Source organism: Acidiphilium sp. PM, from assembly GCF_000219295.1.
Lineage (GTDB): Bacteria > Pseudomonadota > Alphaproteobacteria > Acetobacterales > Acetobacteraceae > Acidiphilium > Acidiphilium multivorum.
Genome location: NZ_AFPR01000589.1, coordinates 1 through 22,612, shown reverse-complemented (window position 1 = coordinate 22,612; position 22,612 = coordinate 1). Strand labels below are relative to the sequence as shown.

Annotated in this window: 26 protein-coding genes and 3 pseudogenes; 18 read left to right on the top strand and 11 right to left on the bottom strand. The window is 62.0% G+C overall.

Annotated features, from left to right (window positions below; genetic code table 11):
• Nucleotides 1-58: 58 nt before the first annotated feature.
• Nucleotides 59-307 (bottom strand): annotated as a pseudogene (locus tag APM_RS19090) (hypothetical protein); the annotation flags it as partial.
• A gap of 423 nt (nucleotides 308-730) precedes the next feature.
• Here APM_RS19090 and APM_RS19085 point away from each other — a divergent pair.
• Together APM_RS19085 and APM_RS21030 are read left to right on the top strand one after the other, a co-directional pair.
• Nucleotides 731-1,672: a recombinase family protein gene (locus APM_RS19085; protein WP_007425033.1), complete on the top strand. Its 942-nt coding sequence runs from the start codon at nucleotides 731-733 to the stop codon at nucleotides 1,670-1,672.
• 239 nt (nucleotides 1,673-1,911) lie between these two features.
• Nucleotides 1,912-2,175 carry a hypothetical protein gene (locus APM_RS21030; protein ID WP_241763227.1) on the top strand — a complete coding sequence of 88 codons (264 nt, stop codon included), beginning with the start codon at nucleotides 1,912-1,914 and terminating at the stop codon, nucleotides 2,173-2,175.
• A 130-nt stretch (nucleotides 2,176-2,305) separates the two neighbouring features.
• Here APM_RS21030 and APM_RS21895 read toward each other — a convergent pair whose 3' ends face one another.
• Nucleotides 2,306-2,548: a hypothetical protein gene (locus tag APM_RS21895; protein WP_158005025.1), complete on the bottom strand. Its 243-nt coding sequence runs from the start codon at nucleotides 2,546-2,548 to the stop codon at nucleotides 2,306-2,308.
• Between the two features lie 518 nt (nucleotides 2,549-3,066).
• On the opposite strand from APM_RS21895, the gene APM_RS21025 reads away from it, so the two are divergent.
• Together APM_RS21025 and APM_RS19080 are read left to right on the top strand one after the other, a co-directional pair.
• Nucleotides 3,067-3,327, top strand: a complete 261-nt coding sequence (locus APM_RS21025; RefSeq protein WP_083818730.1) for an antitoxin — start codon at nucleotides 3,067-3,069, stop codon at nucleotides 3,325-3,327.
• Between the two features lie 23 nt (nucleotides 3,328-3,350).
• Nucleotides 3,351-3,737 (top strand): type II toxin-antitoxin system VapC family toxin, encoded by a 387-nt coding sequence (locus APM_RS19080; RefSeq protein ID WP_039889300.1) that lies wholly within the window; start codon nucleotides 3,351-3,353, stop codon nucleotides 3,735-3,737.
• Between the two features lie 67 nt (nucleotides 3,738-3,804).
• Here APM_RS19080 and APM_RS19075 read toward each other — a convergent pair whose 3' ends face one another.
• The gene (locus tag APM_RS19075) at nucleotides 3,805-4,470 is read right to left on the bottom strand and encodes a metalloregulator ArsR/SmtB family transcription factor (RefSeq protein WP_007425031.1); all 666 of its coding nucleotides are present in this window, start codon (nucleotides 4,468-4,470) and stop codon (nucleotides 3,805-3,807) included.
• A gap of 85 nt (nucleotides 4,471-4,555) precedes the next feature.
• On the opposite strand from APM_RS19075, the gene APM_RS19070 reads away from it, so the two are divergent.
• The 3 genes from APM_RS19070 to APM_RS19060 are packed head-to-tail and all read left to right on the top strand — an operon-like array spanning nucleotide 4,556 to nucleotide 6,938.
• On the top strand, nucleotides 4,556-5,287 hold the full coding sequence (locus tag APM_RS19070) for an MBL fold metallo-hydrolase (protein ID WP_007425030.1): 732 nt from the start codon (nucleotides 4,556-4,558) through the stop codon (nucleotides 5,285-5,287).
• Complete coding sequence (locus APM_RS19065) at nucleotides 5,284-6,528, top strand: MFS transporter (protein ID WP_007425029.1); 1,245 nt, start codon at nucleotides 5,284-5,286, stop codon at nucleotides 6,526-6,528. Before APM_RS19070 ends, APM_RS19065 begins: the two co-directional genes overlap by 4 nt.
• A 26-nt stretch (nucleotides 6,529-6,554) precedes the next feature.
• On the top strand, nucleotides 6,555-6,938 hold the full coding sequence (locus APM_RS19060; protein WP_039889294.1) for a hypothetical protein: 384 nt from the start codon (nucleotides 6,555-6,557) through the stop codon (nucleotides 6,936-6,938).
• A 171-nt stretch (nucleotides 6,939-7,109) separates the two neighbouring features.
• Here the strand turns inward: APM_RS19060 and APM_RS22135 are convergent, their stop codons facing one another.
• On the bottom strand, nucleotides 7,110-7,250 hold the full coding sequence (locus tag APM_RS22135) for a hypothetical protein (RefSeq protein WP_158005024.1): 141 nt from the start codon (nucleotides 7,248-7,250) through the stop codon (nucleotides 7,110-7,112).
• A 36-nt stretch (nucleotides 7,251-7,286) separates the two neighbouring features.
• Nucleotides 7,287-7,958, bottom strand: coding sequence for a DsbA family protein (locus APM_RS19055; RefSeq protein WP_007425028.1), 672 nt, complete (start codon nucleotides 7,956-7,958; stop codon nucleotides 7,287-7,289).
• A 91-nt stretch (nucleotides 7,959-8,049) separates the two neighbouring features.
• On the opposite strand from APM_RS19055, the gene APM_RS19050 reads away from it, so the two are divergent.
• From APM_RS19050 to APM_RS19020, 7 genes are all read left to right on the top strand, one after another.
• On the top strand, nucleotides 8,050-8,655 hold the full coding sequence (locus APM_RS19050) for a TetR/AcrR family transcriptional regulator (RefSeq protein ID WP_007425027.1): 606 nt from the start codon (nucleotides 8,050-8,052) through the stop codon (nucleotides 8,653-8,655).
• Between the two features lie 8 nt (nucleotides 8,656-8,663).
• A complete protein-coding gene (locus APM_RS19045) occupies nucleotides 8,664-9,371 on the top strand; it encodes a glutathione S-transferase N-terminal domain-containing protein (protein WP_039889297.1) in 708 nt (235 codons plus the stop codon).
• Nucleotides 9,368-10,072, top strand: coding sequence for a glutathione S-transferase family protein (locus tag APM_RS19040; protein ID WP_007425025.1), 705 nt, complete (start codon nucleotides 9,368-9,370; stop codon nucleotides 10,070-10,072). The genes APM_RS19045 and APM_RS19040 overlap by 4 nt, the downstream gene beginning before the upstream one ends.
• Before the next feature lie 115 nt (nucleotides 10,073-10,187).
• Complete coding sequence (locus APM_RS19035; protein ID WP_007425024.1) at nucleotides 10,188-10,763, top strand: carboxymuconolactone decarboxylase family protein; 576 nt, start codon at nucleotides 10,188-10,190, stop codon at nucleotides 10,761-10,763.
• A 62-nt stretch (nucleotides 10,764-10,825) separates the two neighbouring features.
• Entirely contained in the window at nucleotides 10,826-11,347 is a 522-nt protein-coding gene (locus APM_RS19030) for a redoxin domain-containing protein (protein ID WP_007425023.1), read from the top strand.
• A complete protein-coding gene (locus tag APM_RS19025; protein ID WP_007425022.1) occupies nucleotides 11,344-12,039 on the top strand; it encodes a haloacid dehalogenase type II in 696 nt (231 codons plus the stop codon). The genes APM_RS19030 and APM_RS19025 overlap by 4 nt, the downstream gene beginning before the upstream one ends.
• Nucleotides 12,040-12,136: 97 nt before the next feature.
• Nucleotides 12,137-12,469: a hypothetical protein gene (locus tag APM_RS19020; protein WP_007425021.1), complete on the top strand. Its 333-nt coding sequence runs from the start codon at nucleotides 12,137-12,139 to the stop codon at nucleotides 12,467-12,469.
• Nucleotides 12,470-12,538: 69 nt separating this feature from the next.
• On the opposite strand, the gene APM_RS19015 is transcribed toward APM_RS19020, so the two are convergent.
• From APM_RS19015 to mobF, 3 genes and pseudogenes are all read right to left on the bottom strand, one after another.
• Entirely contained in the window at nucleotides 12,539-13,228 is a 690-nt protein-coding gene (locus tag APM_RS19015) for an aspartate/glutamate racemase family protein (RefSeq protein WP_241763226.1), read from the bottom strand.
• A gap of 173 nt (nucleotides 13,229-13,401) precedes the next feature.
• Nucleotides 13,402-13,509 (bottom strand): annotated as a pseudogene (locus tag APM_RS21890) (IS481 family transposase); the annotation flags it as partial.
• Nucleotides 13,510-13,540: 31 nt separating this feature from the next.
• On the bottom strand, nucleotides 13,541-16,447 hold the full coding sequence (mobF, locus tag APM_RS19010) for a MobF family relaxase (protein WP_241763225.1): 2,907 nt from the start codon (nucleotides 16,445-16,447) through the stop codon (nucleotides 13,541-13,543).
• A 418-nt stretch (nucleotides 16,448-16,865) separates the two neighbouring features.
• On the opposite strand from mobF, the gene APM_RS21020 reads away from it, so the two are divergent.
• The 3 genes from APM_RS21020 (at nucleotide 16,866) to APM_RS19000 (ending at nucleotide 19,062) form a co-directional block, all read left to right on the top strand.
• Nucleotides 16,866-17,354, top strand: a complete 489-nt coding sequence (locus APM_RS21020; RefSeq protein ID WP_007425018.1) for a hypothetical protein — start codon at nucleotides 16,866-16,868, stop codon at nucleotides 17,352-17,354.
• Entirely contained in the window at nucleotides 17,351-18,046 is a 696-nt protein-coding gene (locus APM_RS19005) for a hypothetical protein (RefSeq protein ID WP_007425017.1), read from the top strand. The genes APM_RS21020 and APM_RS19005 overlap by 4 nt, the downstream gene beginning before the upstream one ends.
• Nucleotides 18,047-18,144: 98 nt before the next feature.
• Nucleotides 18,145-19,062, top strand: coding sequence for a hypothetical protein (locus APM_RS19000; RefSeq protein WP_007425016.1), 918 nt, complete (start codon nucleotides 18,145-18,147; stop codon nucleotides 19,060-19,062).
• A 29-nt stretch (nucleotides 19,063-19,091) separates the two neighbouring features.
• Here APM_RS19000 and APM_RS18995 read toward each other — a convergent pair whose 3' ends face one another.
• The 3 genes and pseudogenes from APM_RS18995 to APM_RS18980 form a co-directional block, all read right to left on the bottom strand.
• The gene (locus APM_RS18995; protein WP_007425015.1) at nucleotides 19,092-19,451 is read right to left on the bottom strand and encodes a hypothetical protein; all 360 of its coding nucleotides are present in this window, start codon (nucleotides 19,449-19,451) and stop codon (nucleotides 19,092-19,094) included.
• The gene (locus APM_RS18990) at nucleotides 19,424-19,735 is read right to left on the bottom strand and encodes a DUF6516 family protein (protein ID WP_007425014.1); all 312 of its coding nucleotides are present in this window, start codon (nucleotides 19,733-19,735) and stop codon (nucleotides 19,424-19,426) included. The genes APM_RS18995 and APM_RS18990 overlap by 28 nt, the downstream gene beginning before the upstream one ends.
• Before the next feature lie 406 nt (nucleotides 19,736-20,141).
• A pseudogene (locus tag APM_RS18980) lies at nucleotides 20,142-21,071 on the bottom strand (Tn3 family transposase); the annotation flags it as partial.
• Nucleotides 21,072-21,321: 250 nt separating this feature from the next.
• On the opposite strand from APM_RS18980, the gene APM_RS18975 reads away from it, so the two are divergent.
• Nucleotides 21,322-22,452 (top strand): hypothetical protein, encoded by a 1,131-nt coding sequence (locus tag APM_RS18975; RefSeq protein ID WP_007425012.1) that lies wholly within the window; start codon nucleotides 21,322-21,324, stop codon nucleotides 22,450-22,452.
• Nucleotides 22,453-22,612 lie beyond the last annotated feature (160 nt).

Below are 22,612 nucleotides of genomic sequence, written 5' to 3'. Positions count from 1 at the left end.
AAATGGCGCAACTCACCCCGCCGCGGCCTGATCACCCCACACTTCCTGATGGTCTCCTGAGATAGGGGTCCATCCGCAACCGCACACCTTCCAGCAGCGCTGCGAGATGCCATGGTTCGATTAGCTGACCATCTGCCCCGGCCTGCCGGCGCACGGCGTCGAGCCGGAACCGGAAAAGGAACGCACTGCTCAAAGGGTGCATTGTCAGGGCTTGGTCCAGCCGGGCGAAGCTCGCCGAGGCCCGTTCCAGGGCGGCGAATAGCCGTCGGGGCGGTTCAGTGAGCTCCGGCCTATCGAAGATATCCATTTCTTCGCACCTTTCCTCATCTCGTTTGTGGCGATTTTTTTATGGCTTTAAATCAATTATATAGAGCGTTTTTACCGAAAAATTTGATCATAGAACTTGATAACCATTTTTTTTCATGTGCCAGGCGTCGCCATCACCGCCCGGCTCGCCGCTTATCCGATGACCAGCCCAACGCGCCCCCGAGATTCCGTGGTTCCGGGTGTTTGAAATAGCGGCGCTGAGGCGTCTGCCACGGCGCTTTGGGCCCGCAATCCTCGCCAGGCCAGCTTTGCATCCAGCCGCAACCTGTTCTGGCTGATTGGGAGGGATCGGCCTGTGGTTGTTGCCATCTGCTGGCCGGCGATCTGGCAACCTTTACAAACGACCGTTTATTGATCTGTTATTGAATTGCAAAAAATGCCATCCGACAGGAGCGTGATCGTCGTGAAGCCGTCAAAGCGTCGAAATGCCCCCGAGACAGGCCGGCTGATTGGCTACGCCCGCGTGTCAACCGATACCCAAGGTGTTGATCCGCAACTCGATGAGCTGCGCGCCGCCGGATGCACCATTATCCACGAAGAACACGCCTCCGGCGCTGATCGCGGCCGGCCGGTATTAATGCGCCTGCTGAAGGAAATCCGCCCCGGAGAAACTCTGGTGGTGGTGCGGCTTGATCGTCTCGCCCGCTCTGTCAGCCACTTGCTTGCCGTCATCGAGCAGCTGGAAACCGCAGGGGCGCATTTCAGGAGCCTGCGCGATCCGATCGACACCACAACAGCGCAAGGTATGTTTTCCCTGCAGGTGCTCGGCGCCGTCGCGCAGCTCGAGCGGGCACTCATCGCCGAGCGCACCAGGGCCGGCCTACTCGCTGCCCGCAGCCGCGGACGTATCGGCGGCAATCCGGGCCTGCGCGCGCGTGACCCGGAAGCCATCCGCAAGATCAGAAAGAGTCGCGATGCAGCGTATCTCAACACAGTGCTCGCCCAGGTCGACGCCTGGCTGCCGACCGTCCGCAGGATGCGGCCCGACCAGCCTTGGGGGGATGTTGTCCGGGTTCTCAACCGCGGCCAGGCCACACTAGCGCATCACGCTTCCGGCAGAATCTGGACCGTCGAGCGACTGCGCCGCACCGTTCATCGGCTCGTTGCAGAAGGTTTGGCTGACCGCACCCTACTGGGTCGTGCTCCTCCACAGCGGAGTGACGACCGACTGGTACGCCTGGTTGCCGGCATCAAGACGGCGGCACCTGGCCACACCCTGCAGCAGATCGCCACTCAGCTCGAGGCCATGCGTGAGCGCACCCCTCGGGGTGGCACGCGTTGGCATCCATCTTCGGTCAGACACTTGCTTATCAGGGCCGAACGCCTCGGCCTCCTCTTAACCTGATATCGAGGCTGGATGATTGAGAGAGCCACCGTCTGGCTCGGCTGGTGTGAATTGAATGATGAAGGGTCATGGTTGAAATAGGTGATGAGGTCTGAGAAGGCGGCGTTCTGGTGTGCATCGAGGCTCGGGCATCTGAGGCTGCGACCCGGTAAGATAGAGGACCCTTCGCGCGCCTTGGCGCTGTGCAACTCGCTTGGGAAATATGTTACATACCGTGTGACAAAGGAAAGCTGCTCGTAATGGTGGATCTGCCGATTCCAAACGACGCGACGAAGCTATGGTTGCGATCCAGCTGGTCGCGGTTTAGTCGTACTGATGGCTGTGAAATCACTCTCAATTGGACCAAAGTTGGCTTTCGCTGGCAGGCTATGGTGCCGAATTTCCATAATAATAAAAGAAGTGGTTGGATTATATTAAAAGATGAAAACGGCGTTGTTGACTTCAAGAAATACTCACATGCAATGAAACTCGTAGAGCAATATATTTCAAAAAATGAGACATAATAATATCTCAATCAATTATATTATTTATAAATAATTCCAAATATATACTGTTATAATTAATTATGTATCGATAATATTCAAAAAATAAAACCATATAAAATTATAGTAATATAAGATTCATATAGCCATATCAACTTTTCTTATGTATACGACGTCCGGATAAAGAAACTGATTTTTTGGTTATATTTGGTCTATTTTCTATGATATTTGCGAGATTATCTATTATCAAGCTATCTTTTAATTGATTTATACTTACCATAAGCGCCGCCGCCTGCCTCAAATATTCAACGGCGGCAAGATATATACGTTTTTCATCGTGGCCGAACTCGGACATCGATTTGCATTCTGTTTGTGATTCTGCCGGATTAATCATTTTGGATTATCCCTATTAGAAATGACAAACTTCACGCTTTCCACGATATTGCTAAATATACAAAATCGTTTATTTATGCAACCCATAGTAGCATATTCGTAGTTTGGATGCGTTTTGCGAAAATCTACGAACCGTAACAAAACATTACGATATTCTATATTCACCCTGTTGATCTGGATATTTTTTGATTCAGATGGTGGGGCTTGGGTGAATTTACACAACCATTGGCTGCAGTCGCTGCTCTGGCTGTTCCTTGGTTTGAGCGAGACCATCTGCGTAGTCGCGGCAGCTACGTGCGACGGCAGTAGTCTCGCTCCCGTTGACACGTTCGACAGGATCGAAGACCCCGGCCCGGTAGACGGTCATCGTTTTGGCCACCAGTACCAGGCCGTTACATCTGTCCGTTGAAAGATCCCCTTACGGACAGGGCCAGATAGCGCTGAAGAAACATCGCTATCAAAAACACTTGATATATACCATGTCATATACCATCTGTGTTATGTATCTTGGAGGGCGCGATGACGCAGATCGCTAAGATTTTCAACAATGGCCGCAGCCAAGCGGTGCGGCTTCCTGCCGCCTATCGCTTTGAGGGGACGACAGTCTTTATCCGCAAAGACCCGGACACCGGAGACGTGATCCTGTCACGGCGTCCACCGAGCTGGAAAGGTTTGCTCGATGCGATTGAGGCTGGTGGCGTTCCGGCTGATTTTCTTGGACCCGCCGAGCGTGAGCAGGAACAGGCAGAACGTGACCCGTTTGCCGAGGTCGAACAGTGATTGCCCCAACGTCCGCATTGTTGATGCTCGATACAAACACAGTTAGCCATATAGTCAAAGGCAACGAGCGTGCCTTGGCGCGGTTGACAGCAATCCCCATGAGTCAGGTTTGTATCTCTGCCATCACCGAGGGAGAGTTACGCTTTGGCCTTGCCAAGCGTCCGCAGGCCACCCGCTTGCATCGTATCATCAATGAGTTTTTGCAGCGTGTGGAGACTAAGCCATGGGATTCAGCAACCGCTATCGCTTACGGAACTTTGCGCGCGACTTTGGAAGGAAGCGGGCAAAAAATTGGCGCCTTGGACCTGCTGATTGCTGCCCACGCAATAGCCTTGGACTGCATACTTATCACCAATGACGCTGGCTTCGGAAAAATCGGGCAGCTAAAAATCGAAGATTGGACAGCATGAAACTATGAAGGCGTAACGTAATTATCGCGCCTTAGTCACCCCGCCTGCGGGTGAGATCCACGAGCGATCAAGTCTCGACGGGTAAGCCCGCCGCCTTCCACTCCGGATAGCCATCCTCCAGTCGGATGGCCTGCACGCCACGCGCCCGTAACTGCGCCACGGCGTCATATGACAGAACGCAATAGGGTCCCCGGCAATACGCGACGACCGGGACATTCTCGGTGAAGCCGCCCAGCGCCGCATCCAGCTGATCGAGGGGAATGTTCAGGGCACCCGGCAAGTGGCCCCGGGCGAACTCGTCCGCCGGCCGGACATCGAGGAGTGTCACGCTGCCGTCCCGGAGGCGTTCAAGCAGGGCCAAGCGCGATACGGGCTCGAGAGAATCCCGCGCCCGGAAATAGGACTGCAGCACCTGATCGATTTCCGCGATGTTCCGTTCGCCCACTCGGCCCAGGCTGGCCAGCAACGTCACCACCTCGGTTTCGGAGACCAGGCTGTAGAACATGTTCTTGCCCTCCCTCCGCGGCGCCGCAAGGCGGGCACGGCGCAAGACCTGCAGGTGGCGGGACGTGTTCGAGAGTGAGAGGCCGATCCGTTCGGCAAGATCCTCCACGCTACGCTCGCCCTGGGCGATCAGTTCGAGAATTTCGATCCTGTGCGGATGCGCAAGTGCCGCTGCGATCTCGGCGAGATGGCTGAAAATCTGTTGCTTTGGACCACTGCTTGACTTCATCACTGACTCATTCAATCAATATCGCGAATGATAACGTGATAGCGCGTTGGCAACAAGATCGCCGCGTCAGCCAGGAGCCAAACCCATGATCCTCCGACAGTTCCTGCACACCGACCCCACGGCGGCTTCCTATCTGCTCGGCTGTGTCGGCAAGGGGGCGGGCGTGGTCGTCGACCCGCTGTTTCCGATTGAGCCTTATCTGCAGGCCGCATCGGCCTCGGCGACGCCGATCCGCCTTGTGATCGACACGCATCTGCATGCCGATCATCGCTCCGCCGGCCGCGCGCTGGCAGAGGCGGCCGGTGCCGAATACGCCATCCACGAATCAGCCGAGGTGGGCTATGCTTGCCGCCGTCTTGTGGACGGCGAACGGCTCGAACTCGGCAATGTCGTGCTCGAGGTGCTGCACACGCCCGGCCACACGCCGGAGCATCTCTGCCTCACGGTGACCGACCGCACCCGCGCGGATGAGCCATGGAGCGTGCTCGGCGGCCACACGCTCATGGTGGGCGATGTCGGCCGGACCGAGCTTGCGACCGACGCCGCGCGCGGCGCGCGCGATCTGTTCACCAGCCTTGTTCGGCTCAAGGCGTTACCCGACCATATCGAGGTGCTGCCCGGTGCTCTGGCCGGCTCTGTCTGCGGCCGAGGTCTTTCCGGCAAACCCGTGTCCACCATCGGCTTCGAGCGGCGGTACAATCCCGCCTTTCTCATCGGCGATGCCGACCGCTTCGTCGCCTTCATGCTCGAGAACATTCCGCCCGCGCCCGAGGGGGCGGGCGAACTGCGCGCCTGGAATTCGGGCTTCACCGCGTGACCACAGAGGCGAACGCCTCGGTTCATATTCGCGGCATCACGGCCAATCGCGGCCAGTTCACCCTGCAGGCGCTGCAGGTCTTCTTCGTCGGTCTTGTCATCGGTATGGAGCGAGCGGTCCTGCCGACCCTCGCGCATGAGTTCGGCGTTGCTCCCGGTGCCTTTCTTTTCCTCGCGAGCTTCGTTCTCTCCTTCGGCCTGGTGAAGGGCGCGCTCAACCTTGTCGCCGGCGGGCTTGCCGACCGGTTCGGCCGCAAACCTGTCCTCATCGCCGGCTGGATCGCAGCCATTCCCATCCCGCTGCTGATCTGGACGGCACCCAGTTGGTGGTGGATCGTCATCGCCAACATCTTTCTCGGGATCAGCCAGGGCTTCACCTGGACGATGACGGTGACCAGCCAGATCGATCTCGCCGGCAGCCACCAGCGCGGGCTGGCCGTCGGCATCAACGAGGCCACGGGATATGTAGCCGTCGGTCTCGCCGGTGCCTGTGCCGCCCTGCTGGCCGAGGCGGTCGGCGCGCGCGATGCCCTGCTGATTTTCGGCATGGCCACGATTGTTCTGGCCTTCGCCACGATCACCCGCGTCCGCGATACGCTCGCCTGGGTCAAGGCCGAACATGCCGAGGCTGGTGCTGGCGCATCGCAAGATCATACGCTCACGCTCCGCGCGATCTTCGTCCGGATCTCTTTTCGTGATCGGGTCGGCCGGGCGATCTGCCAGGGCGGGATCGTCAACAAGATCGCCGACACGCTGGTCTGGGTGATGTTCCCGCTGTTCTTCAAGGCACATGGCGCCAAGCTGATCGAAATCGGCTGGCTGACCGGCACCTACGCCATGGTCTGGGGCGTCTCGCAGCTCTGGACCGGTCATCTCGGTGACCGGATCGGCAGGCGGACCCCGGTGATCGCAGGGTTCTATCTTCTCGCGGCGGGCATCGCACTCACCGCCGTAGGGGGCAACGCGGTGCTCTGGCTGCCAGCGGCGGTGATCATGGGTATCGGAATGGCACTGCTCTACCCTAACTTGATCGCCGCGATGTCCGACCAGGCGGCGCCACTGATCCGCGGCAAGGCTCTCGGGACCTACCGCTACTGGCGCGACACCGGCTACGCGCTCGGCGCCCTGTTGCTCGGCCTCATCGCGCAGTTTGCCCAGGCAACCCTTCCGACGCTCTGGATCACGGCGATCCTCGTGGCCGCATCCGGCATGTGGCTTACGCGCGACCTCCCGCGCCGATAAGAGCGGGGAAACCGCACGTCGCGCTGATGATGGCCTTCAGCACGAAATTCGGCTTGACGTCTATCAATGCGCGATACCGATGTCCCTTCAATCTGCTGAACATGGATTACGGCAACAACATACAGCACACGGTCGAGGCCCGCGCGGGCGGCTACATGAGCCAGGTGATCGCCCTTGTCCCATCCCTCCACCTGCCCACCCCAGAGCAGCCGCGAAACTTCCAGGCAGAACGGCACCCCATGGCCACGCTGCGCTGCGGCTACACCCAGGCGTCCGAGTCTGCGAGCGAGCGGCTGGTCGGGCAAAAACGTCAGAGTGACCGGATCCTGTGCGATCGGATCAGAGGAACTGGACGGCGGAACGGCATCCCCTGGAAGGCTGCGGTACGCGCGCTGTCGAGTATGAAATAGGGGCGTGCGAGGGGTTTCATGCTCCGAAAGTATTCCGGGTTTCTCAGCGCAGCAGGATGAACAATGCGCACCTCAAGCGGGGCATCGAACCGTTCCGATAACGCGATGACGCGCGGGAGCGCGATGTACGAGTATGGGCTGCGTAATGACCAAAAAGAGTGATGCGGTTGCTCACGGTTGACGATCCTTACTGATCAATCCGATCCATTGAGGGCGATGACGTGCAAGACCGGAAATGCCAAGTCCCTTCCCGGCTGATAAGACGCGAATGCGGCGGATGTTCATGCCAGCCTCGAAGTGAAAGAGCTTCATGCGTGCGTCCTGCGACAGGTCGATGCCGTGTCATGATCAGGCGCAGGCTTGTCCGGTCTCAGCGGACGACATTGCCTCAGTCTTGCCGAACCATTGTTCGACCGCCGGAAGGATGCGCGCCCCAGGCTGAAACCCATGAGTGACGAGTGCATACTGATTGTCGTCGCCTTCGCCAGCGATCAGAGTTGGGAATCCCCTGATGCCGGCCGACTGCGCGATCGCGAAGTCGCCCCGCGTTTCTTCACCGGCCGCCTCGCTGTCGAACTCGCTGCGGAAAGTCTCAGCATCCACCCCGAGTTCAGCGGCAAGGGCCGCGAGGGTGTCGGTATCTGTCACGTCGCGGTTTTCAGCATAGAAGGCGCGGTGGATGCGCCGCAGCGCCGCAAGTCCGGTCGCCATGCCGCGGCGTCGCAGCACGACCACGGCGCGGCTCGGCGGTTCCGTATCGTAGACGAAGCGTCCGCGGTCAAAAAAGGCGAGGTCGAAGGGCTGGCCGGATGCTTCGTGGACGTGTTCCCAGTGGCTGCGGATGTCGCCACGGTCATGCGTGGTCATCGGCTCCTTCGTCCAGGGCCGCAGTCCCCCCATGATTAGGCGGATCGGCAGCGACGTGCCGAACTGCGCCGAGATCGCCTCGATCACGGGCGAGAAGCCCCAGCACCAGGAGCACATCGGGTCGGCGAAATAGACGAGGTGAGGCTTGCGCATGTTCGGTCTCCCACGGAGGCGATTGGTTCGGCTTGATTTAGATGGATCGTTCTATTATATATGGTATGCAAGCTGTTTCTGGACAAGGCCGATGCCGCGAACCCGTACGCTCTCCGACGACACCGTTCTCGAACGCGCCATCGGCGTTTTCTGGCAGAATGGCTATGCCGGAACGTCGCTGCGCGATCTCACGCAGGCGACGGGACTAAGCTCGGCCGCCCTGTATCATCGCTTCACGGACAAGGACGGGATGTTCGTCCAGGCGTTGCACCGCTACGCGGACGACGGTTTGGTCGAGCGCCTGACCCGTCTCTCCGCTGCCTCGGATCCGCTCGGCGCCATTCGCGACTTTCTGAACGAGATGATCGCGATGTCGCTCGCCGATCCGCAGCATCGCGGTTGCCTGCTCGTCAACACCGCGCTCGACGGCGCCACCATGTCGAGCGCGGCGCGCGACCTCGTGCGCGCGCGGCTCGGCGAGGTCGAGGCATTCTTCGCACAGCGGCTTGAATCCGCGGTCGCGGTCGGCGCGCTTGATCCGACGATAGGCATCGCCGCGAACGCCACGGCTCTGCTCGGCACGGTTTTCGCCATCCGCGTGATGGCGCGTCTCGACCCCAACCCCAAACGGCTGCGGGCGCTGGCCGACCACCCCATCGCCAGCCTTCCCAAGCCGGAGAAGCTCAAGAACAAATGACCCCGCCGATGATCGACCTCTACTACTGGACGACGCCCAACGGGCACAAGGTGACGATCTTCCTCGAGGAGACGGGCCTGCCGTATCGCGTCTTTCCCGTGAACATCAGCGCGGGGGACCAGTTCAAACCCGAGTTCCTCGCCATCGCCCCGAACAACCGGATCCCGGCGATCGTCGATACGGCGCCGGCCGATGGCGGCGCGCCGATCAGCGTCTTCGAGTCCGGCGCCATCCTGCAATATCTCGCCGAGAAGACTGGCAAGTTCCTGCCCACCGACATTGGCGGCCGCACCGACGTCATGCAGTGGCTGTACTGGCAAATGGGCGGCCTCGGACCGATGGCCGGTCAGAACCATCACTTCGTTCAATATGCCCCGGAGAAGCTGTCCTACGCAATCAACCGCTATGTCAACGAAACGAACAGGCTTTACGGTGTGCTGAACAAGCGGCTCGCCGATCGCGCGTTCATAGCCGGCGATTACTCTATCGCCGACATGGCGAGCTATCCCTGGATCGTGCCGCATCAGCGCCAGCAGCAGAACCTCGACGATTTCCTCCATCTGAAGCGCTGGTTCGAGACGATTCGCACGCGCCCCGCCGTCGAGCGGGCCTATGCACTGGCCGAAAAGGTCAACACAACGCCCGTGGTCAGCGATCAGTCCCGTGCGCTGCTGTTCGGCCAGTCAGCCGCCAACTCAACTGGAGCGAAAGCATGAGCGCCGATCTTCGTCTCTTTGATTTGGCCGGCGCCGACGACGATCTGCGATTCAGCCCAAATTGCTGGCGCACGCGTCTCGCGCTGGCCCACAAGGAGCTGCCGGTCGAGACGATCGCGTGGCGCTTCACCGAGAAGAACGCCATCGCAAAATCCGATCAGGGCAAAGTGCCCGTTCTCGTGGCCGGCGACAAATGGCTTTACGAAAGCTGGGATATCGCAGAGTACCTGGAAGACACCTATCCCGACCGGTCCTCGCTGTTCGGCTGTCCACAAGGCCGCGCGACGGCGCGCTTCGTCAACCAGTGGGCGAGCGAAGTTCTGCATCCGGCGGTTGCGCGCGTGGTCGTGCCCGACATTCCCGCCGTGCTGCACGAGAAGGACAAGGACTACTTCCGCACGACGCGCGAAGCCGCGTTCGGGCGCACATTCGAGGTGATTGCCGCCGAGCGCGGCGACGCGCTGGCTGTCTTGAATCGGACGCTCGCGCCGCTGCGCAGCACGGTCTCCAAGCAGCCCTTCGTGGCCGGCGCAGCGCCGGCCTATGCCGATCATGCAGTCTTCGGCGCCTTCCAGTGGGCGCGCGTCATCAGCTCCGCCGCACTTTTGGAGGACAACGATCCCGTATCTTCCTGGGTCGAGCGGATGCTCGACGCCTATGACGGCCTCGCCCGATCGGCGAAGCGGATGGCAAGCGCCTAGCGGCGCTTTCTCCACTCCGGAATCTCCGCGCCCCTCCGCGGAGAAGGTTGCTTTGCGGGCCATGCGTCCCGCACGCAAACAAAATCCCAGACGCGAATTTGCAAGGAGTTTCATTGTGACTTCAGAAGCCAAGCTCGATCTGCCTGCACAGACCTTGGAGAGCGGCGAGACAGCGGTCCGCCAGGTGCTTGAGAAGGCCAAGGCGCAGGTCGGGTTCATCCCGAACATGTATGCGAACATGGTTAATTCGCCCGGTGTGCTAAACACCTATCTCGACGGCTATGCGCGCTTTCGCAGCGACTCGACCTTCACGCCGGTCGAGCAGGAAGTGGTGTTCCTCGTGATCAGCACATCGAACGGATGCAGTTACTGCACGGCCGCACACAGCATGATCGCCGACAAAATGTCGAAGGTTCCGACCGACGTCCTGGATGCGTTGCGCGCGCGCAAGCCGATCGCCGACACACGGCTCGCGGCGCTCGCGAAATTCACGCAGACGATGTTCGACACGCGCGGCCGCCCCACTCAGGCGGATCTGAACAGCTTCTGCGCCGCGGGCTTCGGCGATCGGCAGGCTCTCGAAATCGTTCTGGCGTTGGCGGTCAAGACGCTCAGCAACTACGCCAACCACCTCTTCCACACGGAGGTCGATGAGATCTTTGCCGACTACAAGCTCGCGCCGGCTGCCTGATCCACACGAAACCGTAATAACGGGGCCGGATTGCCGGCCCCATTTCAACAGGAGCAGTCTAAATGGACACAACGAGCAAACTGCATCCCGGCTCGCCCTTCGCCGCCGTCACCTTCAAGCAACTCGATGGCGCCGATATTACTTTCGGTGCCTCTGGCGGGTGGCAGGCGTTGTTCGTCATCCGCGGCCAGCATTGCCCAATATGCAAGTCGTATCTCTCGGAAATCGAGCAGAGGCGCGAGGCTCTGGCGACGCTCGGGGTGTCGATTGCCGCGGTCTCCGCCGACAGCGAAGCGCAGACTCGCATCACCGCCGAGGCGGCGAAGGTGAACTTCCCACTTCTCTACGGCATGGATGAGGCGACCATGCACCGGCTCGGCCTCTATGTGTCCGAGCCGCGCTCGGCGCAGGAGACCGACCACCGTTTCCCCGAGCCGGCGCTGTTCGTCGTCAATCCCCAAGGCGTTCTGCATCTCGTCGACATCGCCAATGCGCCGTTTCTGCGCCCCGATCTCGACCGTATCGTCCGCGGACTTGGTTTCGTCATCGAAAAGGCCTATCCGATCCGGGGCACCGTGAAATGAGCCAGCTCACCGGCATTCGCGCCTGCATCTTTGATGCTTATGGCACGATCTTCGATTTCGGCTCCGCCGCGGCACGGTGCGCGGATATTCCAGAGGACAAACGCGCCGCGCTGACGAATCTTTGGCGCGACAAGCAGCTGCAATACACTTGGTTGCGCTCGCTGCAGGGCCGCTACGCTGACTTTTGGCAGGTCACGGGGGAAGCGCTCGACTTCACGCTCGACAGTCTCGGCATTACGACGCCCACCCTTCGCGAGCGTCTGATGGACCTCTATCTGACACTGTCGGCCTTTCCCGAGGTCCCTGACACGCTGCGGCGGCTGAAGGAGGCAGGTTTCGTCACCGCGATCCTGTCCAACGGATCGCCTGCGATGCTCGACGCGGCAGTGCGCGGTGCCGGGCTGCGAGACCAGCTCGACGCCGTGCTGTCGACCGACGCCGTGCAGGTCTTCAAGACGCATCCGCGCGTTTACGAATATGCCCTGCAACAACTCGGGATGAGGGCAGAGCAGGTGTCGTTCCAATCGTCCAACGCCTGGGACGCCTTCGCGGCCTCCGCTTATGGGATGCGCGTGGTGTGGTGCAACCGCTACGGCCAGAGGCGCGAGCACCTGCCGGGCGCGCCGGACCATGAGGTGCCAAGCCTTGCCGCACTGCCAGCCCTGTTGGGCCCCCCAGCTGATCTGGGCTAAGGAAAGAAATTGGCTCTATTCGCATTTCGTATTGGCCTGCGCTGGATGCAAGGCATTCATTGACCTCGCAGCCGTCAGCCGAAGCGGCGAGACGAAGTTGACCGGCTTCACCGATGGCTGTCCTGGTCTCCGATCCATATTGGCTGCCGCCGGCATCACCAAGCCGCCGATTCTCGACTGGTTCCACATCGCAATGCGGCTCCAGCACCTGAAGCAGATCGCGGATGGACTGGCCGCCGATGATGCCGCGCGGGTGGAGGCCAGGGCAATCGCATTTCAAAATATGCCGAGCAATCGGGAGAGGTATTCGTTATCCCATCCGGCACGCTGGAATTTTCCGTGCATGGAGTCTTTTGAGCCGTCCTTCTGCATGACGTTGAGTGCCATGTGGCGCAGACTTGATCGCCATGGATATGGGCGGGCAGGATAAATAAATCTCCTCGGATAAGAGGTGGCCAGCACCCTGAGAGAGGACATACAGGAAAAAAGCGGCATGCGCTCAGGCCAGAGCATGACGAACGATTTGGTCGATGTGAAGCTGAGCCAGATCGATATGTGGGAAATCCGGCTGATGTTCCGCATAAAACGACGACAGATCGGTTCCCGCTAGAAGAATTGCCTGCGCATTGTTCCTTTGCAAAAGCCGATTGGCCAGTCTGCTGAATTCCGTCATTTCAGGCTGCGTCGCCCGTTTCCCGTGAATGGCGATCTCGGCATACGTATTGTGCACCCAATCGAGATCATCCCTGTCCAGCGAGATATCCCGTTTTTTCGGAACGGCTCCGAAGACGCGCGTCTGCATGACAGCACGGTTGCCGAACACAGCAACGCGATCCGTCCCGGCGGCAGCAAGTCCGGCGGGAACGACATCCAATATGCTGATCAGGGGAACACGGGCCACACGTGTTATGTCCGATATGGCGATATGAGGCGCGACGGCGGAAATGGCGACGATTTCGCACCCGGCATCGGCGAGTTCATTGGTTAGGCCCCCGAGATAGGCGCCAAGAGCAATCCTGTCCTCTGTAGCTACATAAGATAATACCCGCAAGACGTCCGCGTGGCTGAGGACAAGTTGCAGTGGAGCTTGACTCGCGGAGAACCTTTTTTGGATCTGCTCGTAATAGAAAATACCCGCCCGGAGCGCGAGACCTCCGATAAGACCTATCTTGCGCATCAGGAACTCCATTATTGTCTCAACCTCGATGCGCGTGACGATAACGCATCCGAGAAACTTGCCAATCATGACTTGTGATTCGCGTGAAGGAGCGTGGCGCGCTTCCCTGCGCCATACCCTGTCGTTTGGACTGAGCGAATCAGAAATAGCCAGCCTTGTCCAGCGTTATCCGCGCACAGGTCTCCTAGTCCCGGCATTTGGTGGATTGGGTTCAGGATGAATCTGTCTAGCTCGGATGTCCAGATTTTGCAGATGTATTCGTAGGGCGTGAGCCCACCGAGGGTCTTGAGCCGCTCCTGTCGTTCCGATCATTGAGTTCGCAGCCTATCTCCCCATCTCTATCCCCCTGTCGCGGCCGCGCTCGAGCTGTTTCTGGGCCGCGGCCTGCTTCTCGCGGGCGGCCTCCCGGGCCTTGGCCAGTTCGGCGGCCCGCTGCCGTGACTGCTCGAGGGTCTTCTGCCGCGCCCGTTCCCGGCTGATGTGGCTCACCGGCATTTCCCGCTCGACCTCCCGCGCCAGCAGGCTGCGCGCTGTCTGCCGCTCCGCCCAGCGTGACCAGGCGGCGGACAGCTTGTCCCGGTCATCGGTGATGATTTGCAGCCCGGAGCGCTCCCGCGACGCCGCCACATAGGCGGTCTGCGCCGTCGCCACCCGGCCCGCCTCGCCGACCACGATCGCCCGCTCCACCGTCGCCCCCTGGCTGCTGTGGATGGTCCGGCAATAGCCATGATCGATCACATGCGCCCGATCGACGCCGATGCAGATTTCCACGCCGGCATCGCTGCGCACCAGCGCCTCGCCCCGCGCCCGGTCCAGCCCGGTCACCACCCCGCCCATGCCGTTGCTGACACCAAGAGCGCGGTCGTTCTCCCGGAACACGATCCGCTCGCCCTCAGCCAGGCCAAGGGTCCGCGCATGATAGGCGGTCGCCGTCTCGCCCGATGGCCGCCAGGCGATCTCCGGGGCACCTACCCCGTCGGCAGGGCCACCCAGCGCCCGCAGCGTCACGTGGTCCCCGTTTCGCCCGACAACCGCCCACTGGCTGCCCCGTGCCGCCACCATGCGCCGCCCGTCCTTCAACTCCCGGGAGAATGTCACCACCATCCCCGTCTCGTAGGATGAGACCCGCCGCGCCTGTTCCCGGGTCAGGTCCGCCTTGTCCAGCACCTGCACCGACAGGTCGTCCCGGCCGAGTTCGCCCCGCGCCCGCAGACCGTCACGGATCTCCGCGTTGACCCCCTCGCGCATCCGGTTGGTTCCCGCCAGCACCAGCGTATCCGCCCGCTCCGCCGGCGTCAGGCCGAGATACGCCTCGGCCGCCGCCCCGGTGAGACGGTCTTTCTCCACCACCGCCATGTACGGCTGCGCCGCAAGCACCGCGCCCGCCGCGTCGCCGCGCGCGAACCGCTGCGCGATCTCCCGCAGCGCCGGATCACGCTGCCGCTGCACTTCATCCATCCGCACATGCCGCAGCGCGCCCGCCTCCAGCAGCTGCTGGAACGGCGATCCCGCCTCCACGCTCGCCAGCTGTCGCGGATCCCCCACCAGCAGCGTCCGCGCCCCCTCCGCCTCGGCGCGCTGCATCAGCCGGGCCATGTCGCGCGCCGACACCATCCCCGCCTCGTCCAGCACATAGAGACTGGGCCGCGCCCCAGCCGCAGCCCCACCAGTTTCGGCCGCCGGCCGGCGTAGCCCGGACTCCAGTGTCTGGGTCCGGTCACACCCCGCCTGTCCCAGCTCCCGCGCCGCCGCAGCGCTCGGCGCCAGTCCGACAATCTCGTACCCCGCCTCCCGATACGCCGCGACGATTGCACCCATCGCGCGCGTCTTGCCCGAACCCGCCGCCCCCACGATCCCGACATGCCGGTCCTCGGTCCCAAGCGCGAGGCGGACCGCTTCACGCTGTCCGGCGGTGAACACCAGACCCCGGTCTCGCTCCTGCCGCTCCAGCACATGTTCGATCGCATCCGGCTCGGCCACCGGCCGGGCCGTACCCCGTCCGGTCGTCACCACCGCCAGCACCCGCCGCTCGGTCTCCAGCGCCGCCCGTGTCGTGAACACCAGACCGCGTCTCTCATCCGCCCCGGCCACCAGCCCGCCGGCACGCTGCCTGATCGCCTCCGCCACCTCGGCCGATCCCACCCGGCCCAGCCCTGCCAGCAGCGCCTCCCGCGCCAGCCCCGCCTCGCTGAATACGCTCGCCCGCTCGCCCAGATGCCGCGCCGCGCCCGCCACTGCCTCTCGCGCCAGAACCATCGCATGCTCTGGACCGCCGGCATCGCGTTCCCCGGCGCCACCGCGATCCAGACCGGATCGCTCCCGCTCAAGCGCGATGCTCCGTACCCGTTCCAGGTCGAGGCCGACCTCCCGCGCCCGAACCCGCCACCCATAGCGCTGCTCGACCTCCCCGGGTCGCCCCTTCTCCACCCGGGTCGATACATTCGCCCGCACACGCTGCGCCGCACTCGCCGCCTCCCGGTCAAGACCGCCCGCCGCCAGCGTCCGGTCAATCTCCGCCGTCCGCCGGCTGAACGCCGCAATCTGCTCCCGCGTCAGACCTGCGATCTCGAACCCGTCCCGCGTCCGCTCGATCCCGTAGCCCAGGTCCGCCACGCGCTTCGCCAACTCCGCCTTGTACACCGCGTCCAGCATGTGCAGCGTCTCGTTCCGCACACCGAAGTCAAGCGACGCCGCACTCCATACCCCGTCCGATCGCCGCGTCATGTTGGCAATGATTAGATGCGTGTGCAGCTGCGGATCCGCCACCCCGTCCACCGGCCGGCTGTCCTCGTGCCGATATGCGGCCGCCACCATCCGTCCGGTCCGCTCCACCACCGCCCCCGCCTTGCCCCGCCGCGCCACCAGCATCAGACGCTCCACCTCGCCCGCCGCCGCCCGTACCGCCTCATCATGCGCCGCCAGCAGTCGCGTATCGCCCCCAGCCAGCGCCAGGATGCTGACACTCTTCGGCGCACTAATCGTCAGATCATGCCCCAGGCGGCGGCTTCCCGCCCGGTTGCCCCGCCCGCTCAGATCCGTTCCGTCGGGGAGCCGGCCCGCCAGAACCGACCCCAGCGCCGTGCCCTCTACCGCACCGGCCAGACCAAGCTCAACAGCACCGAACCCTAGCCACACCGACGGCGCGGAACGGCCCTGATAGTAGCCGATCGCCGCAGCGCCACGCTCCGCTGCCAGGCTGTCCTGTCGCTCCGCTTCCAGATACCGAACCACCCCTGCGATGCTGGCACCGGAACCGCCACCTGACGCAGATCCCTGCCCGGAGCCTTGCGCGGTCAGATGGCTATATGAAATCATCGTCCGATTCTCGCTGTCGTCGCTGTTGGTCGTCGGAGGTGGTGTCACCAGAAAGGCTAGGCTGCTGGTCGTTTCCGCTTGCTTGTCGGAGCTGGGGCGTGATACCCCGGCTTCTGCCTTGCCATGCATCATAGGTGCGGTTGTGTGTAAAAGACAAGCAAGGCTTGTCGTCGATAGACCAGAAATTGCGCTCCGGTAGCCAAATGATCGTCACTTGAATGGATATCGATATCGAAGCGATACTCGATCAGCTATACTGTGACAGACCGATATTGCCTCATGGATCGCATCTGGCAATGATCATCATGAGACCGAACGAGAAAGGACAATCGCCATGGCAGATGATACACAGGTAAAGAAGGCTTCTGGAATCAGTCGTGACGATATTAAGGCGATCGCGGCGCAGATGAAGGCACTTCCTGCCGCCCATGATGCTACCCTCATGACCAAGCGCGCTGCGATCGAAGTCCTCAGCGGTGAAATCAAGTCCATGCGTGACAAAGGCTATACTATCGACCAGATCGCCAACTGGCTGCGCGACAATACCCCCCTCGCCGCCAGCGCCGCCACCATTCGCTCGGCTCTCGCCAGAAAACGCGTCCGCAAGCCAGCATCTTCCACACGAACAGAGACAAAGAGTGCGAACGCTGGATCGGCGACATCATCGCAGCTTGGCAAGCATGCGGCAGGTATTGTCCGCAACACCGCCGATCGTCCGTCAAATCCAGCGCCGCCAGCAGAAGTGCCGGGCCGCGCAAAGGTAACCGATACCGGGAAAGCACCGGGAGCTGGCACTTTCGCCCTCGGGAGCGATGACGTATGAGTAGCATCCTCTATGTCGGCGGCAACAAGGGCGGTGTCGGCAAGTCCATGGTCGCCATCGCCCTCGCCGATCATCTCCGCCACGTCCTGAACCGGCCCGTCTTCCTCATCGAGACCGATACCGCCAACCCTGACGCTGCCAAATGTCTCGGGGACGAACTCGACGCCACCCTCGCCGCCGATACCCGCACCGAGGCCGGATGGCAGACCATGATCAACGCCATCGAACAGCACCAGGACAAGACCTGCGTCATCAACGCCGGCGCTCGCGACAATGACGCCATGCGCCGTTACGGCGACTACCTCCACCGCGGCGCCGAAACCCTCGCCATCCCCCTCGCTATCGCCTGGGTGATCAACGACGAGCGCGACAGCCTCCTCGCCCTGCGGGATTTCCTGGAGGGCTACCCGGGGCGGGTCGACGTCATCGGCAACCGCTTCTTCGACGAGACCGGCACCTTCGCCGTCTACCGCGACAGCAAGATCCGCATCGAGATCGAGGCCCGCAGCGGCACGCTCCGCCCCTTCCCGATCCTGCCCAGGCCGCTGGCCGCCGCGGTCAAGACCGATCGCCGCTCCCCCGCCACCATTCTCGCCCAGGCCCCACTGTTCGAACGTATCGCCCTGGAAAAATGGCGCGCCGATTGCACCGAAACCTTTGCTCCCCTCCTCGCCGCCGCCAACCGGACCTGAACCGGACGAACCACTGGCCGCCCAAACACAAGCATCCGATCCCAGGTTCGCCGGCGCCGCGGCGGATCGCTCTCCCGTCGCAAAGGACCCACCCGTCGATGGCCACCGATATCGAGACCGCCTACCGCGAGATCGCCGGTTTTGCCCCCGATCAGGACGCCATCAACCGCATCCGCGGCGCCGGCCGCGTTCTCCGCCTGCAGGACCAGGACAGCGGCTGGCTCCTCCTCATCACCCTCGAAGCCCACAACGCCGCCATCCGCAACACGCTCGACGCCGCCTCTACCCTCGCCGCAGCCGCAGGCGCCGCCGCCGGTGACGCCGGCAAGGCAGCCTCCGCCATCGCTCGTGAGATCAGCCGCGCCGGACCAACCCTCGCCAAATCCATCCAGGACGCCGCCATCGAGGTCGGCCGCGATCTCCGCGGCTCCATCGATCAGGCCACCGGGGCCACAAAGGACACAATCACCGAAACGATTGCCACCGGCACGACCAAGATGGATAGCGCAATCGCCGAGACGTTCCGTCTGGCCACCGACCAGCTTAACCTGGCCGCCGACAATCTCCGCTCGGGCGCCACCGAAACCCGCGACGGCTTTATTACCCAATGGAAAGTTCTCGCCGCCGAAGCCACATCAAAGGCCCTCGACAAACGGATCAAGATCGAAGCCGCCCGCTCCCGTCGGGCCAGCCTCGGCGCCTTCACCACCGCCCTCGCCATCGCGGCGATCGCCTTCGGCGTCTCGGTCTTCATCGCCCATCGCCAGGGCTGGCGCCACGGCTACCGCACCGGCCAGGCCGATCTCCTCACCCACGTCCATAACCAGAAAATCCGCGCCTCCTGGGCCAATACCCCAAACGGCAAACTCGCCTATCAGCTCTACAAGGCCGGCTTCATCCGCAAACTCGCAACCTGCTCCGGACAGGGATGGAAAATCAAGACCAGAGACGGCAAGCAGCTCTGCCTGCCAGAAGCAACAAAAGGCGGAACCATCTACGGCTGGTTCCTGAAATGACAGCCTCAGACGCCCAGCGGGCGGAGCGTTTAAGCGACCGCCGCAAGCTCATAATCAACGTGCAATGCGTCATAGGGGAAGATCACCCCACCCGCCTCGTCCGGCCGCAACACGCCTGCGAGCAACAAAGCCTGAACATCGCCATGGACCGCTTTCACATCCCGCCGGACCAGCCGTGCCAGCCCCCTGATCGACATCGCTTCTTTCCCGGCCATCGCCTGCAAAAGTTCCTGCCGGCGCGGCGTAAGGGTCCGCCACATCAGATCAAGGTTCGGAAACGTGATACGCGGTTCCTGCGCGACGCCGCGAAATGCGGCCGCTAGTCCCCTCCGCGCCTCGTCCAGACTGCCAACGCTGATCGTCACTGTGCGTCTTGCTGTTTCAACCATGCTTCGACATCCTTCCAAAAATCAGCCTCTAACTGGTCAAGTCCGCAAAATTCATAAGGCTCTTCAACCGGGCCGATATGTTTATGGTCCCCCTTCCCGGCTTCATTGTCGTAGCGAAGGGCGCAAACGCCGTTCGATACCAAGGCCAGCCGGTATTTGAACGGATGACTGCTTGCCCGCACCGGTTCGGGCACCCGCCACACAACCATTTCGATGAACGCGGTCTCAGATAACGGCCGCCGGTAGTCGAAGATCGGAACCGCCCTCACCATGTTGGCCACCATACCAACACATTTGGGTGTTGTCTAGCTCGACAACACAACACTCTTGCTCTCCCTGAATAGCTGCGCGCGGCGCCGGTCCGTAGCATCGCCCAGAAACCGCCACCCGCCCGCCACTGATGGAAAAAACGGCACCACGCACGCCATCATGTCCGGCTCGTCATCTTGTGCAGGGATGACGCAATAGCCGATCCACGGATCAGCATCGTCGCCTGGCTGGGGAGCCGACACGAAAGTAGCTTTTACGTACGCATGTCCGAAAATCGAGGATTTATCGGACAAGTTCAAAAGTGTCCGGCAACCACCGCGGGAGGCGAGATCCCGGACAAGCCAGTTTTCGGACAAGAAAACGGACAAATGTTCCTGCCCCGTTCATGGGGTCACCGCACGATCTGTTCAAAATCGTACGCTAAGCGGCGCGGGGTATGAACGGAGCGCGAACATCGCGTAGCGGCCTGAAGCTGGCATTGGGATTGGCGGGATTCCAGACATAATCGCCGGTCAGAGCGATGTGTTCCCATCCGAGCGGCGCGACATGCGCCAGGAGATCATCGGGCACTGCCGTACCCTGGGCCCGCAGGTGCTGGACGGCCTGGTCGAGATAGATGGTATTCCAGTGGACGATGGCGGCGGTGATGAGACTGAGCCCGGAGGCCCGGAAGCTCTGATTTTCGAAGGTGCGGTCGCGGATTTCACCCTGGCGATGGAAGAATACGGCGCGGCGCAGGGCATTGCTGGCCTCGCCCTTATTGAGCCCGGCATGACTGCGCTGGCGCAGAGCGGGATCGGACAGCCATTGCAGGGTGAACAGGGTGCGCTCGATCCGCCCCACAGCCCGTAACGCCCTGGACAGAGTGTTTCCTCCACCGGCGGCGGCCAGCTTCCGCAAGATGACGGAAGGCAGAACAGTGCCGGCATTGATGGATGCCTTTAACCGCATCAACTCCGGCCATTGCCCGAGGATGGCGGTGGTTTCGACGGCGTCGCCGATGAGCGGCACCAGCAGCGGCCAGGTGCCTGGCTTTTCTATCGTGTAGAGCTTGCGGTCCCGGAGATCCTTGATCCTGGGGGCAAACCTGTAACCCAGCAGATGGCAGAGACCGAAGACATGATCGGTCGCGCCGGCGGTATCGGTATAATGCTCGGCGATGCGCAGATCGGTCTGGTGGACATGATGCAGCAGCCCGTCGAGCACATAAGGCGCCTCGCTCATCGTCGCGGAGATGACGCGCGTGTGGAACGGTCCGTATTGACCGGAAACATGGGTGTAGATCACCGCGCCCGGCTCGATGCCGTATTTGGCGTTTACCGAGCCGCCGGCTCCGGCGCGGCCTGCGGCCGATTGCGGACCCAAAAGGCCGTGGCAGACGCCTCAGCGCCGCCATTTCAAACACCCGGAATCACGGAATCTCGGGGGCGCGTTGGGCTGGTCATCGGATAAGCGGCGAGCCGGGCGGTGATGGCGACGCCTGGCACATGAAAAAAATGGTTATCACATTCTATATTCTAATTTTACGGGATTAACGTTCTAGATAATTGATATTAGACTATAAAAATCGACGGAAATCGATAAGGAAAGAGGCGAAGAAATGGATTTCTTCGATAGGCCGGAGCGCACTGATCCGCCCCGACGGCTATTCGCCGCCCTGGAACGGACCTCGGCGAGCTTCGCCCGCCTGGACCAAGCCCTGACAATGCACCCTTTGAGCAGTGCGTTCCTTTTCCGGTTCCGGCTCGACGCCGTGCGCCGGCAGGCCGGGGCAGATGGTCAGCTAATCGAACCATGGCATCTCGCAGCGCTGCTGGAAGGTGTGCGGTTGCGAATGGACCCCTATCTCAGCATCGCCGAACGCGGCTCTATCTTCGAAGCTGCCCGCCATGCGTTGACACTGCATCAGTGGATCGCCCAGCCTGATTTCGATCAGGAAGGCGAGATTCAGACCGCGCTGCAGGCGATCGAGCGCGTGGCTGCGCGTTCATCGCCGCTGCTCGGCGCCGCCGAGGCGGCCTATGAGTGGCTGGCCAACGGAGGCCGGCGGGCACCGCTGCGCGGCGCCTTGATCCGCTACTGGCAGGCGCGTGGCGTGCTTCGCCAACCAGTGCCGTTGACTGGACCGCAGGCGCTGATGGGCGACATACCGTTCGACCGGAGCAGCTGGCCGCCGCTGCTGCTGCAAGCCTTGGCCGAGGAAGCCGAGGCAGGGCTTGATCTGCTGCGAGACCTGGATCGAGCGTGGCGCACGGCCCGCACCGCTCTGGGCAAACGACGCCGCAACAGCCGTGCCGTCCAGGCGATTGACCTGCTGGCCGCGGCGCCGATTATCTCCGCCCACACACTGGCGACGCGCCTGGACATGGCGGTGAGCAATGCATTGGCCCTGCTGGATGAGTTTCAATCTGCCGGGCTGGTGGTCGAGCTGACCTATCGCAGCAAGCGCCGGTTGTTCGGCCTTGCCGGGATGGCGCGGATGCGGGATTTCGTAGCACCCCCGCGGCGACCGGAACCCGGGCGGGGCCGGGGGCGGCCGCGCCTGCTCGCCGCGCCACTCGATCCGACAACATCGACGGGGCCACCCGAAATCGCTCACCCAGCTGCTTTGCCGCGCCTCGAATTCGACTACAGCGATCTCGAGGCGGCCATGGCGGCCGCCGATCAGGCAATCCGCGATACACGGCTCTCGCTCGACAGGATCCGAATCGCTGGCGGTACCGAACCATGAACAGGTATCTGAGCGATGCCTAACGTCTTTGATCCATTACTTGGCGACGTGCCGTCACGCTCATTGCTCTCTGGCATGGCCAATTGCGCAACCGGTGCCAGGAGTTCCAGTCAGGTGGTCCGCGCACGATAGGCGGCAAAGCTGCGCGCATAAAATTTAT

What these genes read in the sequence shown, in the direction of transcription:
- APM_RS19030 (WP_007425023.1), top strand. Translation starts at nt 10,826, where the DNA reads ATGGACACAACGAGCAAACTGCATCCCGGCTCGCCCTTCGCCGCCGTC.
- APM_RS19050 (WP_007425027.1), top strand. Translation starts at nt 8,050, where the DNA reads ATGCCGCGAACCCGTACGCTCTCCGACGACACCGTTCTCGAACGCGCC.
- APM_RS21895 (WP_158005025.1), bottom strand. Translation starts at nt 2,548, where the DNA reads ATGATTAATCCGGCAGAATCACAAACAGAATGCAAATCGATGTCCGAG.
- APM_RS19045 (WP_039889297.1), top strand. Translation starts at nt 8,664, where the DNA reads ATGATCGACCTCTACTACTGGACGACGCCCAACGGGCACAAGGTGACG.
- APM_RS18995 (WP_007425015.1), bottom strand. Translation starts at nt 19,451, where the DNA reads ATGGTTGAAACAGCAAGACGCACAGTGACGATCAGCGTTGGCAGTCTG.
- APM_RS18990 (WP_007425014.1), bottom strand. Translation starts at nt 19,735, where the DNA reads ATGGTGGCCAACATGGTGAGGGCGGTTCCGATCTTCGACTACCGGCGG.
- APM_RS22135 (WP_158005024.1), bottom strand. Translation starts at nt 7,250, where the DNA reads ATGAAGCTCTTTCACTTCGAGGCTGGCATGAACATCCGCCGCATTCGC.
- APM_RS19055 (WP_007425028.1), bottom strand. Translation starts at nt 7,958, where the DNA reads ATGCGCAAGCCTCACCTCGTCTATTTCGCCGACCCGATGTGCTCCTGG.
- APM_RS18975 (WP_007425012.1), top strand. Translation starts at nt 21,322, where the DNA reads ATGGATTTCTTCGATAGGCCGGAGCGCACTGATCCGCCCCGACGGCTA.
- APM_RS19000 (WP_007425016.1), top strand. Translation starts at nt 18,145, where the DNA reads ATGGCCACCGATATCGAGACCGCCTACCGCGAGATCGCCGGTTTTGCC.
- APM_RS19005 (WP_007425017.1), top strand. Translation starts at nt 17,351, where the DNA reads ATGAGTAGCATCCTCTATGTCGGCGGCAACAAGGGCGGTGTCGGCAAG.
- APM_RS21020 (WP_007425018.1), top strand. Translation starts at nt 16,866, where the DNA reads ATGGCAGATGATACACAGGTAAAGAAGGCTTCTGGAATCAGTCGTGAC.
- APM_RS19040 (WP_007425025.1), top strand. Translation starts at nt 9,368, where the DNA reads ATGAGCGCCGATCTTCGTCTCTTTGATTTGGCCGGCGCCGACGACGAT.
- APM_RS19025 (WP_007425022.1), top strand. Translation starts at nt 11,344, where the DNA reads ATGAGCCAGCTCACCGGCATTCGCGCCTGCATCTTTGATGCTTATGGC.
- APM_RS19015 (WP_241763226.1), bottom strand. Translation starts at nt 13,228, where the DNA reads ATGGAGTTCCTGATGCGCAAGATAGGTCTTATCGGAGGTCTCGCGCTC.
- APM_RS19080 (WP_039889300.1), top strand. Translation starts at nt 3,351, where the DNA reads ATGCTCGATACAAACACAGTTAGCCATATAGTCAAAGGCAACGAGCGT.
- APM_RS19075 (WP_007425031.1), bottom strand. Translation starts at nt 4,470, where the DNA reads ATGAAGTCAAGCAGTGGTCCAAAGCAACAGATTTTCAGCCATCTCGCC.
- APM_RS21025 (WP_083818730.1), top strand. Translation starts at nt 3,067, where the DNA reads ATGACGCAGATCGCTAAGATTTTCAACAATGGCCGCAGCCAAGCGGTG.
- APM_RS21030 (WP_241763227.1), top strand. Translation starts at nt 1,912, where the DNA reads ATGGTGGATCTGCCGATTCCAAACGACGCGACGAAGCTATGGTTGCGA.
- APM_RS19070 (WP_007425030.1), top strand. Translation starts at nt 4,556, where the DNA reads ATGATCCTCCGACAGTTCCTGCACACCGACCCCACGGCGGCTTCCTAT.
- APM_RS19060 (WP_039889294.1), top strand. Translation starts at nt 6,555, where the DNA reads ATGATGGCCTTCAGCACGAAATTCGGCTTGACGTCTATCAATGCGCGA.